Raw genomic sequence first — 15,133 nt, forward strand, 5'->3', positions numbered from 1 at the left:
GTAATACTCAAGACAACCTCTTAAAACTCCTGCATCAAAGCTTGCATTGTGAGCAATCATCAACGTTCCGTACATCATATCCTGTACTTCGTACCAAATTTCGTCAAATGTAGGAGCATCTTTTACATCGTGCGGTAAAATACCGTGTACATCAATATTTCTCTGGTGAAAATAAGGAAAACTTGGCGGTTTTATCAGCCAGGTTTTAGTTTCCACGATTTTAGAATCCTGAACTACGCAAATTCCCAATTCACAAGCAGAATTTCTTTCGTGAGTAGCGGTTTCAAAATCTAAGGCGCAAAAATCCATGTTGATGAGTCTTTTATTTAATTATGAATTATGAATTATGAATTATGAATTATGAATTATGAATTATGAATTTTATCCGTTATTACACTTTTTAAATTAAACTAAACTAATTAATTCGAATCACCGAATATTATAAAATCGCAACCCGAATCTCTAAAGACGAATCTCGAACCTCGCAACCCGCATCATTTCTTCCCTCCCAAAAAGTGCCTGAAGATAAGCCATTTCGATTGATAATATTCTGATTTTTGATGTTTTTGACGACGTTTAATGTTTTCCGGAAGTTGAGCATAAAAGCCAAAATGGCCTCTTGCAACTGCCCAAAGATGCGGAAAACCGTTTTTATAAGCAAAATAAAACGAAGCCACTCCGTCTAAACATAATCTGAAGAATATCAGCCAAATTAATTTCGGAAAAGGTAAATTTTTCAGCATCATTGAAAGATTATTTCTGATGTTTAAATATGTTTTTTGCGCACTTTGTTTGTTTAAAGTTCCGCCTCCGACATGATAGACTTGAGACTTTCCGCCATTCTGTTCCCAAAAATTTTTAGATCTTATAAAAAAACAACATCCTGAAGCCCAGAAAATTTCAGTTTCGTCATTGTATTGTCCTTTGTCTTTTTCTACATCATCAAAAACTCTTCCTCGGCAATACGGATAACCTAAATTATCAATTAAACCACCTGCAGCTCCTGCAAATTCAAAATAATTTTTATTGTTAAAAGATAAAATTTTAGGCTGAATTGCAGATATTGAAGGATCTTTTTCAAATAAATTTAAAACAGGTTTAATCCAGTTTTCTGTAACTTCCACATCAGAATTCAGAAGGCAGTAATATTCTGCATTTATTTTTTTTAAACCTTCATTATAACCTCCTGCAAAACCATAGTTTTTATCGTTAATAACGATTTTTACGGCAGGAAATTCTCTTTTTAAAAAATCAACGGAATCATCAGTCGAATCATTGTCGATAATGTATATTTCAGCTTCTTCAGAAAATTGTACAACACTTGGAAGAAACTTCTGAAGCCAGCTTTTGCCGTTCCAGTTTAGAATCACTACGGCAATATTTTTAGGGTTTTCTGTCATTTATTCGCCGTCATAAGTTTTTATAGAATCCTGATATTTCCATTTTCTGTGAGACCAAAGATAATTGTCAGGATTTTTTCTGATGGTATTTTCAAGCAGCTGATGAAATTTTCTTACCACTTCATTCTTTACAAATTTTTCTCCATCAGGATAGATCCTGTGATAATTCACCTGATAAAAACCTCTTTTTACTTTCTTCATTTCACAATAAATGAAAATCAGATCCATTCTTGTTGCCAGTTTATCATAACCGATGAAAGCCGGAGTGCGCTGGTTTAAAAATTTTAAACCATAATTGACATGGGCAATATGCGGAGTCTGATCTGCCACAAACATATAAATAGATTCCCCGTCATTTTGATTCCTGAAAATATTTAAAATTACTTCATTGGCTTCCAGAGCTTCATTTCCGAATTTGTTACGCACTTTCTTCATCTGGTCTTCCCAAAAGCTGCTGTTTACTTTTCTGTAAACCGGATGGGTGTTTTTTTGCGGAGTTAATGTTGCCAAAGCGTTCATCCATTCCCAGTTGAAAACATGTCCAGCCATGAGAATGATGTTTTTACCTTCTGCTTTAGCTTCATGGAACAAATGCTGATTGATATGCTGCATTCTTACCCGTGATTCTGTCTCAGAAATACTGAAAGACTTCACCGTTTCTGCCAAATAATCTGAAAAATTTGAATAAAATTTCTTCCTGATCTGCTTAATTTCCTGATCTGTTTTTTCAGGAAAAGAATTTTTTAAATTCTTAGTAATGATTTTCTTTCGGTAGCCTACAAAATAGAAATTTAAAAAAAAGATAATATCCGAAAAAATATATAATATTTTAAGCGGCATCTTAGAAATCAGGAAAAGTGTTTTTATTAAAAGATTCATAAAGTATGCAAATTTAGTGATAAAAAAAATATGGTTTCATTTTTGCTGGTAATAACTATTATTTTTATTTTTAAAGTATGAAAAAAATGTCGTTAGTAGCTCTTCTTGCCTTAAGCACATTGACTTTTGCACAGAAGATTAAGCCAGAAAAAGTTAAAAATTCAAATGATAAAGCTTTGCTGGTAAAAAGTGATGCAGCAGATCTGGAAGCGAAGAAAAAAGCTGCGGCAGAAGAAAAAGCGAAACTGCCTAAACCTTACAATCCGAAAGCTGATGCACAGGCAGATATCAATAAACTTGTAGCTCAGGCTCAAAAGGAAGGGAAAAATATTATCATTCAGGCGGGAGGAAACTGGTGTATCTGGTGTCTGAGATTCAACCAATTTGTACAGACAACGCCTGAACTGAAGAAAATTGTAGATAAAAATTATCTTTATTATCACTTAAATTATTCTCCAGATAATAAAAATGAAAAGGTTTTTAGTGAATACGGAAATCCGGGAGAAAAATTCGGTTATCCCGTATTTATTGTTTTAGATAAAAACGGTAAAATGATTCACGTACAGCAAAGCGATGTTTTGGAAGAAGGAAAAGGCTACAGCTTAGAAAAAACAAAAGAGTTCTTTAATCAATGGATTTCAAAGAAATCATAAATTAAACCGGGATAATTTTCCCGGTTTTTGTTTTTTAAAGAAATTTCTTGATCCAGCTTAACTTTTTTTCAGAATAAGGAGGGTATTTTATGTTGGGTTCGCCCCAGGTTGCTCTTTCTAAAACTGATTTTTGATGCGAAAAAGTTTCGAAGCCGAACTTGCCGTGATAGTTTCCAACCCCGGAATTTCCTACGCCGCCAAACGGAAGGTTTTCATTGCCTAAATGCATCATCACGTCATTGATACAGCCGCATATCTTTTCTCTTCATTATAATTTCCTCCGAAATAAATTTTGTCTTGATTAATAAGGCTTATTAACCGTTCAAAATTCTTTTGATTGATGATTTTTGTATAATGTTCAGATTCCGGTTCATATTTAAATTCCTGAATATATTTTCTAAGCATTTCTAAAAACTGTTCCTGTACCGATTCTTCTACCAATAAATAATCAGGAGCGACGCAGGTTTGTCCGGCGTTTAAGAATTTTCCCCAGACAATTCTTTTYGCTGCCACTTCAAGATTGGCATCTTTGGTAATAATTGCGGGCGATTTTCCGCCTAATTCCAGCGTGACGGGCGTTAAGTTTTCTGCTGCTGCTTTATAAACGATCTTCCCGACTTTTGTGCTTCCTGTAAAAAATATTTTATCAAATTTTAGCTTTAAAAGTTCTGTGGTTTCGTCAATTCCGCCTTCGTAAGCGTAAAGATATTCAGGAGGGAAATTTTCATTGATGATCTTTGCCATTATTTTCATTGTATTCTCGGCAATTTCGCTTGGTTTTAAAATACAGCAGTTTCCGGCTGCCAAAGCTGCGATAATAGGGGAAAACGATAATTGATAAGGGTAATTCCAGGCTCCGATAACCAAAATGTTCCCTAAAGGCTCTGAATGAATTCTGCTTTTTCCAAATTGATTGACGAGATTGGTCCTTACTTTTTTAGGTTTTGAAAGAGAGTTTAAATTCTTCAGATAATATTTAATATCATTTAAAACAAAGGAAATTTCAGTGGTAAAGGTATCAAATTTCGATTTTCCGAAGTCTTTATGAATGGCTTTATACAAAAGGTTTTCGTTTTCTAAAATCAAATCCCGAAGTTTTTCAAGATACATTTTTCTGAATCTGATATTTTTTGTTTGCTGGGTCTTAAAAAACGCTTTTTGCTTTGATACTATTTCCTGAATTTCCATAAAGTGAATTTCCTGTTTTATAGCAAATTTTCTGCCTAAATTGAGTGGGAGAATTTGTGAGTGGGAGAATTTGTGAGTAGGAGAGTAGTAGAGTTTTAGGGTAATTGAGTTTATAGTGAGGTGTTTCTTGTCATAGTCAGATTCTTAGTAAATAATGAATAGGAAATTGAAATTAAGAAATTTTGGGCGGGTTGATTTTAATGGAAGAGATTGCTTCGTCGCTTCGCTACTCGCAATGACAAAAAAACCACTTCAATTGAAGTGGTTTTATATGTTGAGAAAATTTCGTTTTGGTTTTGATTAAGCTTCTTCAGAAGGAGCTTCTTCTTTCTTAGCAGGAGCTGCTTTTGGAGCTTCAACCGGAGCGTCTGATACTACATCAAACTCATAGTTGTACTCAACATTTCTGTGAAGTCTAACAAGAGCAGTGAATTTACCAGTTCTCTTGATTGTGTTTCCAGGGATTTTGATGTATTTTTTATCTACAGATACACCAGCTTTTCCTAAAGCTTCAGCTAAATCAGCATTGTTGATAGATCCGAATAATTTGTCACCAGTACCTACTTTTGCAGGAATAGTGATAGAAGTTTTCTTTAATTGATCTACTACAGTGTTTGCAGCAGCAATTAATTTAGCTTCTTCTTCTTTTCTAGCTTCCAAAGTAGCTTCTAAAGCTGCAATGTTTTTCGGAGTAGCCAAAAGAGCATAACCTTGAGGTAACAAGAAGTTTCTTGCATAACCTGGTTTTACGCTTACTGTGTCGAATTCAAGACCTAAGTTTTCTACGTCTTTTTTAAGAATAATGTTCATTGTTGTTGTCCGTTTTAGTTTTAGAGCCAAGAACAAAGAGCCAAGAATCAAGACTTTAAAATCTTTTATCTTTTATCTTTTATCTCTTATCTAAATCGTTAGAATTAATTATTTATTCAGCAACTTAAAAAAAGAGAAAATGACCGAAATCTTTTCTCTTTCTTCTTGTTTCTTTATATCTTACTTTAATAAGTCAGCTACGTAAGGCATTAAAGCTAAATGTCTAGCTCTTTTGATCGCAGCAGAAACTTTTCTTTGGTATTTCAAAGAAGTTCCGGTATATCTTCTAGGTAAGATTTTACCTTGCTCGTTTACGAATTGTAATAAGAAATCAGCATCTTTGTAATCAACGTGCTTAATTCCGTATTTTTTGAATCTACAATATTTCTTTTCAGATTTTGTATTGATATCAAGCGGAGTAAGGAATTTTACTTCAGATTCTCCTCCAGCTGAGGCTTGTTTAGCCATATCATCTATTGCCATGTCTTGTCTTTTTTAAATTTTGGGTTAATAAATAATTAAGCTCTTGAAGCTTTAAGTTTAGTTCTTCTAGTTACAGCATACTCTACAGCGTGCTTGTCTAGTTTTGTAGTAAGGTAACGGATCACTCTCTCGTCACGTTTGAATGCCAATTCAAGATCAGCTACTACAGAACCTTCACCTTTAAACTCGATTAAAGTGTAGAATCCATTCTTTTTCAATTGAATTGGATAAGCTAATTTTTTTAATCCCCAATTTTCTTTAGTGACAATCTCACAGTTCTTTTCTTTCAAAAGATCTACATACTTGTTCACTGCTTCCTCCACCTGAGCTTCAGATAGAACGGGAGTTAAAATGAAAACAGTTTCGTAATTGTTCATAATGTTAAATAAATTTGTTAATTATTTCGAGGTGCAAAATTATGAAATCTATTTGTAATATGCAATACGTGATCAATTATTCATGGAAATAAAAAAGACCTGCAAAACAGGTCTTTAGATAATTATAAATAAAATTATTATTTCTTGATTATTTTCGCAGACTGCAAACCGGTTTCTGTTTCTGCAGTTACTACATATGTTCCGGAGGTTAAACTTGAAACATTAATTGAAGGTTTGTTTGTATCTACCATTTCCGTTACTATGTTTTTACCACTTGCGTCATATATTTTTATTGATTTTACTTTTGATGCTGAATCAATATTGAGAACGTCGGTAACAGGATTTGGATAAACTTTCAGAGATGAATCTCTTTTAGCTACATCATTTACAGATAAAGATGAAGTTACGTTTACCGTGTAATCTTCTGCTTGTCCGTAGCTATCGCCTTCACAAGGATCGGTAAGACCTGTTGTGCTGTCAATTTTTTTAATTCTCATTCTTGTATTTCCGGCAAGAGCAGTTGCAGGTACGGTAATAGAGTGTACCGCCTGAGAAGCATCAGTTCCTGTAGAATTTATAATTGTTTGCGTTACAGAATAAACTTCTCCGGCATCAGTAAGGTTTCCATTTTGGTTCCAATCAATAAATACGGCAAAATAATTAGTATAATTTCCACCGGTATTTCCTTTTAAAGTAATATTATAAGATTGACCGGTTGTTACATTAGCAGTTTGAGAAAGAAAATATTGATGGCTATCTCCTACATATGCAGTTGCGCTGGTTGTATTATTAATTCCCGCAAAATTTACTAAAGTAATTGGCTCATCACCATCATCACCAAAAATGTCTGCAAATACAAGAGGTCCACAATAAGAAGGCGGTGGTGCAACATAAGTGTAGTCTACTTTAATGTTGTCTACAAGTAACATGAATTTATCGTTACTGTTATTTACAAACGCAAATCTCACATTTTGACCGATATAGGGTGTTAAGCTTACCGCTCTGCTCGTCCAGTAATTGTTTTCACCGGTGGTATTGTAGAGTTCAACAGTAAAATCGGTCACTGTATTTCCTCCGTTAGGAGCAAGCATTAGTTTGTAACCATCGGGATAGTCTCCATCCTGTGCTTTTGCATCCCAATATAAAGTTGGTGAAGCTCCGGAAACGGCAATTGTTGGTGAAATCAGCCAATCATTTGAAGTTCCAGCAGGAGAATACCATGAAGTACTCATTGCTGCAAAATTTCCGGCTGGGCCTCCAAAGCTTCCGTCACTTCCTTGTCTGTCGATACGATTCCATCCATTTGAGATGAAATCTACAGCTGAGTTGGGGGTTAATCCATCAACATCTATTACAGTCCAGGCTGAAATTCCCGGGCCGGTTCCATCAAAATTTTCCTGAAATATCTGGCTGAAGCCAAATACGGGAAGTCCTAAAAGTAATACATTAAGTAATTGTCTTTTCATAATAATTTTTTTGTAGTTCTTTACTAAGATAAAAAAATATAATTATAATTCAGACATAAGTGATTATTTATAGTATTTTTTTAATAAATTTTTAATATCTATTAATTTTTGTTAAATTAAAAAACCTCCGAAAAAATCCGAAGGTTTATATTTTATTCATTTGGTAAAAATTACTTATTACCAATTACTGATTACTCATAATTTATATTTCCGTGTTCAGATCCCAGTTTTCAAGGTAATCATGAACGTGCTTCAGCATCATTCCACCTAAAGAACCGTCTACCACTCTGTGATCGTAAGAGTGAGACATGAACATCAACTGACGGATTGCAATTACATCACCATCTTTGGTTTCAAGTACTGCAGGTTTTTTAACAATCGCTCCGATTGCCATAATCGCAACCTGAGGTTGAGGAATGATTGGAGTTCCCATTAAATTTCCAAAACTTCCTACGTTTGAAATGGTATATGTTGCACCTTGAGTATCTTCTGGTCTTAATTTTTTGTTTCTCGCTCTGTAAGCCAAATCATTGATCGCTTTTGCCAATCCTGAAAGTGACAATTGGTCTGCATTTTTAATAACAGGAACAATAAGATTTCCATCCGGTAAAGCAGTTGCCATACCGATGTTAATGTTTTTCTTTTTGATAATGTTATCACCGTTAATAGAAACATTGATCATTGGGAAATCCTGAATTGCTTTTACGATTGCTTTTACGAAAATAGGCATGAAAGTTAATTTTTCACCTTCACGTTTTTCGAATAGGTCTTTATTTTTAGCTCTCCATTTTACAACGTTAGTTACATCTGTTTCAATGAAAGAGGTTACGTGAGGAGCAATTTGTTTTGCTTTCACCATGTTTTCAGCGATGATTTTTCTCATTCTGTCCATTGGGATGATCTCATCACCTGCAGAAGTAGAAATAGTTGTTGCCGGAGCTGTACTTGTAACAGGTTGTGGAGTAGAAGCTACCTGTTGTACCGGTGTAGCTTGCGGAGCAGGCTGATTTCCTCTGTTGGCAACATATGCTAAAATATCTTCTTTTGTAATTCTTCCTTCTAAACCGCTACCTTTGATGGTTTTCAGTTCAGATTCTGAAATATTTTCCTGTTGTGCGATAGATTTTACTAATGGAGAAAGGTAAAGATCTCCCGAAAATTCTGTTGAAGCAGCTACCTGAAGTGGCTGTTCGATAGTTTTTAAAGTTTCTGCATCAGGAGTTGTAGCAGGAGCTTCGGTCTTTACTTCTTCTGAAGCAGTATTTCCGCCTTCTCCTTCGATTTCTAAAATAGCGATGGCTTCACCTACTTTTGCAACTTCGTCCTTTTGTTTAAGGATTTTTACAATTTTCCCCGAAACCGGTGTAGGAACGTCTGAATCTACTTTATCTGTTGCAATTTCCACTACCGAATCATCTTCCTTTACCTGGTCGCCTTCATTGAATAACCAAGTGATAACTGTAGCTTCCATCACGCCTTCACCCATAGAAGGAAGCAATAATTTGTATTCTGCCATTTTTGAATTTTAGATTTTGACAAATATATAAAAAAAATCGGTTTTTTTATGAAATAGATAATTTTAGAAAAATTCTATGTAAATATTTTCTCCCACATTCAGCCCGAAAAGTGTTTTAGCACCGTTTTTTTTGCTGCCTTTATAGATGGTTAATTCCAGTTGGCCGCTGTCGTTAAAGATGGCTGCAGATTGCCCGTGATATTCGGTTTCTCTTTCCCAGTCTACCACTAATTCTGTATGGGTGGAATATATTTTTGAAAGACTTAAGTTCCTGAACTTGATCGTGAAACCTTCAAAACCTTTTGCCAAAGTTTCAAAAAGATCTTTATTAATATTTGATATTATGTTTCCGAAATTATCAATGTACATCACTTCGCCGATAATCATTTTTTCAGCTTCATTATAAACAGGTTTCGGGAACAAAAGCTGTTTTGCAGATTCTATTTTCCTGCCAATTACTTCGGGAAGTCCGCCATTTGCCAAGTGTACAGCAACAGGCACAAAAACATCGGTTGAAGTAAAGTTTACAACATCATCAAATCTGTTGTTGAGCGTAATTTCGTAAATGGCTTCGGGTTTTATGTCAAAAAAAACCAGGCTTAAAAGTCCGTTGTCTGCTGCCAAAAAATAATGTCCGTCTGCTTTGTACAGAATATTTTTTCTTGATTTATGAAAAAAGCTGTCAACAGAAAGAATGTGAATGGTTCCGTTTGGGAAATATTTATAGGCGTTTCTTACAATATATGAGGTCTGAACCAGGTTATATGCCTGAATATCATGGGTAATATCCACACTGTTCACTTCAGGATTTAAAGACAGGATTTTTCCTTTCATAGCCGAAACTCTGTAATCTAAACGTCCGAAATCTGAAGTAAGGGTAATAATTGACATGAATAAAAGGGATAGAACTGCAAATTTATCTAAAATAAAAAGAAAGAAACGGCTATTGTGGATAAGAATTTAATTTAAAATCCAAAAAAAACTTCTAAATTTAAATTCTAATCTAAAAATATTTGCATGTTTGAATTAACGTATGATTTAGAAGGTATTGATGCAAAAAACTTCTATGGAGTTAATAACCAATATTTCAATTTAATAAAATCGAGCTTCCCGACGCTTAAAATTACAGGTCGCGATCATTTTATCTTTGCGATGGGAAATCAGGAAGCTTTAGATATATTTAAACAAAAGCTGGATGATATTGTCGCTTTTATTTCCAAAAACAATTCTATCGGGCTGAAAGATGTTGAAAATATACTCAATATAAAAGATGAAAATGAAAAACAGCTTGTTTTTGATCAGGACATCATCGTAAAAGGCGTTAACGGGAAAATTATCAAAGCCAAAACGACCAATCTTAAAAAACTCGTTAAAGAAACTGAGAAGAAAGACATGGTTTTTGCAATCGGTCCTGCCGGAACCGGGAAAACTTACACCAGCGTTGCTTTGGCAGCAAGAGCTTTAAGAGATAAAGAAGTTAAAAGAATTATCTTGACAAGACCCGCTGTTGAAGCCGGAGAAAGTCTGGGATTTTTACCGGGAGATCTGAAAGAAAAGCTTGATCCTTATTTACAGCCTTTATATGATGCGCTTCGCGATATGATTCCTCATGAGAAACTTGAAGGTTTTATGGAGAAAAAAGTAATCGAAGTGGCGCCTTTGGCTTTTATGAGAGGGCGAACTCTGGATGATGCCTTTGTTATTTTGGATGAAGCGCAGAATACAACTCATGCTCAGATGAAAATGTTTTTAACGAGAATGGGGATGAATGCGAAGTTTATTATTACCGGAGATCCTACACAAATCGATTTGCCGCCCAAGCAACATTCTGGTTTAAAAGAAGCGATGCGAATTTTAAAAGATGTGAAAGAAATCGGCTTCGTTTATTTAAATGAAGAAGATGTAGTACGTCATCCTGTGGTTAAAAAAATCATTCTGGCATACAACGAAGAAGACAAAAGAACGAGAGAATAGTACTGTTTCTAATAATTTTTCAGAAATTTTTTAAAACATTTTGTGATTCCAATAAAAGTGATATATTTGGGGTCTTAAAATATGTTAAAAAAGTAAATTATGAAAAAATTATTACTTGTTGCGGTTGTCGCATTGATGGGTAGCTCTGTAGTAAAAGCACAAGAAACCAGATTTGGTGTGAAAGCGGGTTATTCTATGTCTACTCTTAAATATGAAAGTGATTTAGGATCTGAAGAAAGCGATCCTATGCACACATTTTATGTTGGAGGTTTGGTAGAACATAAATTCGGTGATAAGTTTGGTATTCAGGGAGAATTGTTATATTCACCATTGGGAGGTAAAGTTGTTATCAGAGAAGAGGATGAAGAAGATCCGGGTAACTTTTTTAATCTTAAATCAAAGACTACTTTAGGTACTTTGTTGATCCCTGTTTCGGCAAAATATTTTATCACTGAAGGTTTATCTGTTTCTGCAGGTGCTAGTTTTGGGATTATTCTTTCTGCTAAACAGAAAACGGTATTTGACGGTGGTCTGAATATTCCTGGAATAGAAATTGGAGCTGAAGACGAAACTGATGTTAAAGATCAGACAAATACATTAAACATCGCTCCTTTTGTAGGTGCAGAATATATGCTTGAAAATGGTTTGTTCTTTGATGCAAGATACAATTTAGGTGTTTCTAACTTAGTTAAAAACCCTGAGTTTAACGAAACTTCTAAAAACAGCTTTTTCCAAATTGGCGTAGGTTTCAAATTCGGAGGAAACTAAAATTAAACTTTAGCAAATAGTATAAAGCAAGGCAATTATTTGTCTTGCTTTTTTTATAAATAAACTCTACGGCACTGTGTTTGCTACAAAATTTGATTGAGTTAATAAACATTTAAAATTTTAAAATGAAAAAATTACTATTGCTAGGTGCATTTGCATTGTTTGGCGGGGCTTTGCAAGCTCAGGAAGGTTTTAAACTGGGAGGTCATATTGGTGCTCCGGTAGGAGATGCATCAAGTGTTGCAGCATTTACTTTAGGCGTAGACGCTTCATATATGTGGAATGTTACAAAAGGTTTAGATGTAGGTATTGCAACAGGATATTCTCATTTTTTTGGAAAAGATCGTTGGGAAGATTTCGGGTTTATTCCTTTGGCTGCGTCGGGAAAATATAAGTTTAACGGAATTCCTTTGTTTGTAGGTCTTGATCTTGGAGGTGCAATTTCTACAAAAGATGGTATTGACAGCGGTATTTATGTTTATCCTAAAGTTGGTTTCCAATTGCCAAAAGCTGAACTGTATTTAGGATATCAGAATATAGGAAGCGAAAGAGGCGACTGGGAAAGAAGAGACAGAAGGATAGATTCTAACTTTGGTGCGATTAATTTAGGCGTAAATTTCTTTTTGAAATAAATTCTTAAACAATAATATGAAGCTCTGATTGAAAAATCAGAGTTTTTTTATGTTAATTTTTGAAAAAAATAATATTTATATCTTTTATATGCGATTTCAACATGATAAAACCTAATGTTTAAGCGTGATATTAATCACATTAAGAAATTTTAATATTGAAAATTACCCTTATAAATTTGCAGTCAAGAAAGTATAAAATTATTAAAAAATGAAAAAATTACTAGTAGCAAGTGCTGTTGCACTTTTCGGTTTATCAAACGCTCAGATTGCTAAAGGAACTGTTTATTTATCAGGATCTGTTGAATATTCTCAACAAGAAACTAACAATGGTAATTTGAAAGAAGAAAACTTTAACGTTCTTCCAAAAGCTGGTTTCTTTGTAGCACCAAACTTAGCTGTAGGTGTAGGTTTAGGATACCAAACTTCTACAGATACTGAAATTACAACATCTACTATTGGTGGAGCAACTATCGTAAGCACAGATAAAGTAAAAACTCCTGCATTCGTAGTGGAGCCTTTCGTAAGAAAATACTGGACTTTAGGTGAAAAATTATATTTCTTCGGTCAATTGGCAGTACCAATGCAGTTTGGAAAAGCTGAAGTTGAAAACACAACTGTAGCTACTTTCGGTGGTACTACTGAAACAACTACTACTTCTACTGAAGCTAAATACACTTCTGTTGGAGTTACTGTGAAGCCAGGTTTAGATTATTTCTTAAACAAAAACTGGACTATTGAGGCTACAATCGGTGAGTTTGGTTACAACAACTTCAAACCAAAAGAAGGTGATGCTACAAACAACTATAACTTCGGTTTAAACTTATCTTCAGTTACAATCGGTGTTAAATATGTATTTGCTAAATAATTAGTAAAAAACATTAATTAATATAAATCCTGAGATTTTCTCAGGATTTTTTTTGTATTTTTGCGCTCTTCAAAAATAACTCATTAAACTATGAAAAAATTATTATTAGCTGGTGCAATCGCACTTTGTGGATTATCAAACGCTCAAATGTCTAAAGGAGACTGGGTAATCAGTGGAAACACAGGAATGGGATTTAATAACGTGAATACTACTTTCAAAGCTGAAGGTCAGTCTGAAGACGGACCTAAAGTAAGCACGTTTTCTGTAACACCTTCAGTAGGTTATTTTGTAATCGATAAATTGGCGGTAGGGATCGATCTTGGTTTCACAACAATGACTACAAAATATGACGGTGAAAAATCTACTACGACGAGCTTTGCTGTAATGCCTACTGCAACGTATTATTTTGCAAACGATTCTAAATTTGTTCCTTTCCTTGGAGCAGGAATTGGTTATGCATCAGTAAAAAACAAGGCTTCTGTTGACTTTATGGGAGTTTCTGAATCTGAAGAGGTAACTACAGACGGTTTAGCATGGAAGGTAAAAGGAGGAATCACTTATATGGCAACTCAGTCTTTAGGGATTAACTTAGGAGTTTCTTACGATCAGTTTTCAAACAAGGAGACTTATTTCGGTACAGAAGTTAAAACCAATGTGAAAACTTTTGGAGCAAACATCGGTTTCTCTTATTTCATTAAATCTAAATCTCAGAAATCTGATAAATAAAATAAAACTTTGTCAAAGATTTAAACTTTGACAAAGTTGAAAACAAAAAACCGGCTCAGCTCAGAGCCGGTTTTTTTATTATATTATAACTGATAAAAAAACTCTCAGAATTTTTTCTGAGAGTTATATATTTTCAAGGCAATTAGCCAGAAGATAAAAACTAATCGTTAGCTGATTATTTTCCAAACATTCCGCCCATTCCCGGCATATTTGGCATTTTGCTCATCATCTGCATCATTTGTTTTCCTTGAGGACCCTGCATCATTTTCATCATTTTTCCCATTTGGTCAAACTGTTTCATCAAAGCGTTTACGTCTTCAATTTTTCTTCCTGCACCTTTAGCAATTCTGTTTTTTCTCTGAGTATTGATAATAGAAGGTCTTCTTCTTTCGTCTGGAGTCATTGAATGAATGATTGCTTCGATATGTTTAAATGCATCATCGCTAATCTCAACGTCTTTAATAGCTTTTCCAACTCCGGGAATCATTCCCATCAAGTCTTTCATATTACCCATTTTTTTGATCTGATTGATCTGCTTTAAGAAATCATCGAAACCAAACTCGTTTTTAGCGATTTTCTTGTGAAGTTTTTTTGCTTCCTCTTCATCAAACTGTTCCTGAGCTCTTTCTACTAAGGAAACAACGTCTCCCATTCCCAAGATTCTGTCTGCCATCCTTTCCGGGTAGAAAAGATCTAAAGCTTCCATTTTCTCACCTGTAGAGATAAATTTGATTGGCTTTTCAACTACCGAACGAATCGTTAAAGCAGCTCCACCACGGGTGTCACCGTCTAATTTAGTTAAAACAACTCCGTCAAAATTTAAAGTATCGTTGAATGCTTTTGCTGTATTCACCGCATCCTGACCTGTCATTGAATCTACTACGAAAAGCGTTTCGTTGGGCTGGATGGTAGAATGAACGGTTTTAATTTCCTTCATCATCTGCTCATCAATCGCAAGACGACCTGCTGTATCCACAATTACGATATCGTGACCGTTAGATTTAGCAAAATTAATCGCATTCTGAGAAATAACCGAAGGATCCATATTTCCTTCTTCTGTATAAACAGGAACTCCTGTCTGTTCACCCAAAACTTTCAGCTGATCGATTGCTGCAGGACGGTAAACGTCACACGCAACTAATAAAGGCTTTTTATTTCTTTTAGTTTTTAAATAATTAGCAAGCTTTCCAGAGAAAGTCGTTTTACCCGAACCTTGAAGACCTGCAATCAAAATAACAGAAGGTTTTCCCGAAAGATTGATTCCTTCCTGAGAACCACCCATCAAATCTACCAATTCGTCGTGAACGATTTTCGTCATCAATTGTCCCGGAGTAAGCGAAGTCAAAACGTTTTGTCCTAAAGCTTTATCCTGAACTCTTTTGGTAAGATCTTTAGC

At 34.6% G+C, this 15,133-nt stretch carries 16 protein-coding genes and 1 pseudogene; 6 read left to right on the forward strand and 11 right to left on the reverse strand.

The window, feature by feature from the left end:
• The 3 genes from AB4Y90_RS08900 to AB4Y90_RS08910 form a co-directional block, all read right to left on the reverse strand.
• Window positions 1-309, reverse strand: a 309-nt coding sequence (locus AB4Y90_RS08900; RefSeq protein ID WP_441557051.1) for an exonuclease domain-containing protein, incomplete at its 3' end; no start/stop codon positions are given.
• Window positions 310-494: 185 nt separating this feature from the next.
• Window positions 495-1,400 carry a glycosyltransferase family 2 protein gene (locus AB4Y90_RS08905; RefSeq protein WP_441557052.1) on the reverse strand — a complete coding sequence of 302 codons (906 nt, stop codon included), beginning with the start codon at window positions 1,398-1,400 and terminating at the stop codon, window positions 495-497.
• Window positions 1,401-2,279, reverse strand: coding sequence for a lysophospholipid acyltransferase family protein (locus tag AB4Y90_RS08910; protein WP_441557053.1), 879 nt, complete (start codon window positions 2,277-2,279; stop codon window positions 1,401-1,403). It abuts the gene before it with no gap.
• Between the two features lie 77 nt (window positions 2,280-2,356).
• On the opposite strand from AB4Y90_RS08910, the gene AB4Y90_RS08915 reads away from it, so the two are divergent.
• Window positions 2,357-2,932 (forward strand): thioredoxin family protein, encoded by a 576-nt coding sequence (locus AB4Y90_RS08915; RefSeq protein WP_441557054.1) that lies wholly within the window; start codon window positions 2,357-2,359, stop codon window positions 2,930-2,932.
• A 34-nt stretch (window positions 2,933-2,966) separates the two neighbouring features.
• Here AB4Y90_RS08915 and AB4Y90_RS08920 read toward each other — a convergent pair.
• The 7 genes and pseudogenes from AB4Y90_RS08920 to AB4Y90_RS08950 all read right to left on the reverse strand — a co-directional run bounded on the left by AB4Y90_RS08920 (window position 2,967) and on the right by AB4Y90_RS08950 (window position 9,663).
• A pseudogene (locus tag AB4Y90_RS08920) lies at window positions 2,967-4,120 on the reverse strand (aldehyde dehydrogenase family protein).
• Between the two features lie 300 nt (window positions 4,121-4,420).
• Window positions 4,421-4,930 carry a 50S ribosomal protein L9 gene (gene rplI, locus AB4Y90_RS08925; RefSeq protein ID WP_441557055.1) on the reverse strand — a complete coding sequence of 170 codons (510 nt, stop codon included), beginning with the start codon at window positions 4,928-4,930 and terminating at the stop codon, window positions 4,421-4,423.
• Between the two features lie 180 nt (window positions 4,931-5,110).
• Window positions 5,111-5,413, reverse strand: coding sequence for a 30S ribosomal protein S18 (rpsR, locus tag AB4Y90_RS08930; RefSeq protein WP_056215709.1), 303 nt, complete (start codon window positions 5,411-5,413; stop codon window positions 5,111-5,113).
• 35 nt (window positions 5,414-5,448) lie between these two features.
• Complete coding sequence (gene rpsF / locus AB4Y90_RS08935; protein ID WP_441557056.1) at window positions 5,449-5,790, reverse strand: 30S ribosomal protein S6; 342 nt, start codon at window positions 5,788-5,790, stop codon at window positions 5,449-5,451.
• Window positions 5,791-5,927: 137 nt separating this feature from the next.
• The gene (locus tag AB4Y90_RS08940) at window positions 5,928-7,256 is read right to left on the reverse strand and encodes a choice-of-anchor J domain-containing protein (RefSeq protein ID WP_441557057.1); all 1,329 of its coding nucleotides are present in this window, start codon (window positions 7,254-7,256) and stop codon (window positions 5,928-5,930) included.
• A 202-nt stretch (window positions 7,257-7,458) separates the two neighbouring features.
• Window positions 7,459-8,772 carry a dihydrolipoamide acetyltransferase family protein gene (locus tag AB4Y90_RS08945; protein WP_441557058.1) on the reverse strand — a complete coding sequence of 438 codons (1,314 nt, stop codon included), beginning with the start codon at window positions 8,770-8,772 and terminating at the stop codon, window positions 7,459-7,461.
• A 63-nt stretch (window positions 8,773-8,835) separates the two neighbouring features.
• On the reverse strand, window positions 8,836-9,663 hold the full coding sequence (locus AB4Y90_RS08950) for an SAM hydrolase/SAM-dependent halogenase family protein (protein WP_441557059.1): 828 nt from the start codon (window positions 9,661-9,663) through the stop codon (window positions 8,836-8,838).
• 126 nt (window positions 9,664-9,789) lie between these two features.
• Between AB4Y90_RS08950 and AB4Y90_RS08955 the strand changes: the two genes are divergently transcribed.
• The 5 genes from AB4Y90_RS08955 (at window position 9,790) to AB4Y90_RS08975 (ending at window position 13,737) form a co-directional block, all read left to right on the forward strand.
• On the forward strand, window positions 9,790-10,746 hold the full coding sequence (locus AB4Y90_RS08955; protein ID WP_441557060.1) for a PhoH family protein: 957 nt from the start codon (window positions 9,790-9,792) through the stop codon (window positions 10,744-10,746).
• Window positions 10,747-10,845: 99 nt separating this feature from the next.
• The gene (locus tag AB4Y90_RS08960; RefSeq protein WP_441557061.1) at window positions 10,846-11,514 is read left to right on the forward strand and encodes a porin family protein; all 669 of its coding nucleotides are present in this window, start codon (window positions 10,846-10,848) and stop codon (window positions 11,512-11,514) included.
• 125 nt (window positions 11,515-11,639) lie between these two features.
• Entirely contained in the window at window positions 11,640-12,146 is a 507-nt protein-coding gene (locus AB4Y90_RS08965; RefSeq protein ID WP_441557062.1) for a hypothetical protein, read from the forward strand.
• 208 nt (window positions 12,147-12,354) lie between these two features.
• The gene (locus AB4Y90_RS08970; protein WP_441557064.1) at window positions 12,355-13,011 is read left to right on the forward strand and encodes an outer membrane protein; all 657 of its coding nucleotides are present in this window, start codon (window positions 12,355-12,357) and stop codon (window positions 13,009-13,011) included.
• A 90-nt stretch (window positions 13,012-13,101) separates the two neighbouring features.
• The gene (locus tag AB4Y90_RS08975) at window positions 13,102-13,737 is read left to right on the forward strand and encodes an OmpW family outer membrane protein (RefSeq protein ID WP_441557066.1); all 636 of its coding nucleotides are present in this window, start codon (window positions 13,102-13,104) and stop codon (window positions 13,735-13,737) included.
• Window positions 13,738-13,912: 175 nt separating this feature from the next.
• Here the strand turns inward: AB4Y90_RS08975 and ffh are convergent.
• A partial coding sequence (gene ffh, locus AB4Y90_RS08980; RefSeq protein WP_441557067.1) for a signal recognition particle protein occupies window positions 13,913-15,133 on the reverse strand: 1,221 nt, incomplete at its 5' end.

The organism is Chryseobacterium sp. 2TAF14 (assembly GCF_052115105.1).
In the GTDB taxonomy this organism is placed as follows: domain Bacteria; phylum Bacteroidota; class Bacteroidia; order Flavobacteriales; family Weeksellaceae; genus Chryseobacterium.

What these genes read in the sequence shown, in the direction of transcription:
- AB4Y90_RS08905 (WP_441557052.1), bottom strand. Translation starts at nt 1,400, where the DNA reads ATGACAGAAAACCCTAAAAATATTGCCGTAGTGATTCTAAACTGGAAC.
- AB4Y90_RS08910 (WP_441557053.1), bottom strand. Translation starts at nt 2,279, where the DNA reads ATGAATCTTTTAATAAAAACACTTTTCCTGATTTCTAAGATGCCGCTT.
- AB4Y90_RS08915 (WP_441557054.1), top strand. Translation starts at nt 2,357, where the DNA reads ATGAAAAAAATGTCGTTAGTAGCTCTTCTTGCCTTAAGCACATTGACT.
- rplI (WP_441557055.1), bottom strand. Translation starts at nt 4,930, where the DNA reads ATGAACATTATTCTTAAAAAAGACGTAGAAAACTTAGGTCTTGAATTC.
- rpsR (WP_056215709.1), bottom strand. Translation starts at nt 5,413, where the DNA reads ATGGCAATAGATGATATGGCTAAACAAGCCTCAGCTGGAGGAGAATCT.
- rpsF (WP_441557056.1), bottom strand. Translation starts at nt 5,790, where the DNA reads ATGAACAATTACGAAACTGTTTTCATTTTAACTCCCGTTCTATCTGAA.
- AB4Y90_RS08940 (WP_441557057.1), bottom strand. Translation starts at nt 7,256, where the DNA reads ATGAAAAGACAATTACTTAATGTATTACTTTTAGGACTTCCCGTATTT.
- AB4Y90_RS08945 (WP_441557058.1), bottom strand. Translation starts at nt 8,772, where the DNA reads ATGGCAGAATACAAATTATTGCTTCCTTCTATGGGTGAAGGCGTGATG.
- AB4Y90_RS08950 (WP_441557059.1), bottom strand. Translation starts at nt 9,663, where the DNA reads ATGTCAATTATTACCCTTACTTCAGATTTCGGACGTTTAGATTACAGA.
- AB4Y90_RS08955 (WP_441557060.1), top strand. Translation starts at nt 9,790, where the DNA reads ATGTTTGAATTAACGTATGATTTAGAAGGTATTGATGCAAAAAACTTC.
- AB4Y90_RS08960 (WP_441557061.1), top strand. Translation starts at nt 10,846, where the DNA reads ATGAAAAAATTATTACTTGTTGCGGTTGTCGCATTGATGGGTAGCTCT.
- AB4Y90_RS08965 (WP_441557062.1), top strand. Translation starts at nt 11,640, where the DNA reads ATGAAAAAATTACTATTGCTAGGTGCATTTGCATTGTTTGGCGGGGCT.
- AB4Y90_RS08970 (WP_441557064.1), top strand. Translation starts at nt 12,355, where the DNA reads ATGAAAAAATTACTAGTAGCAAGTGCTGTTGCACTTTTCGGTTTATCA.
- AB4Y90_RS08975 (WP_441557066.1), top strand. Translation starts at nt 13,102, where the DNA reads ATGAAAAAATTATTATTAGCTGGTGCAATCGCACTTTGTGGATTATCA.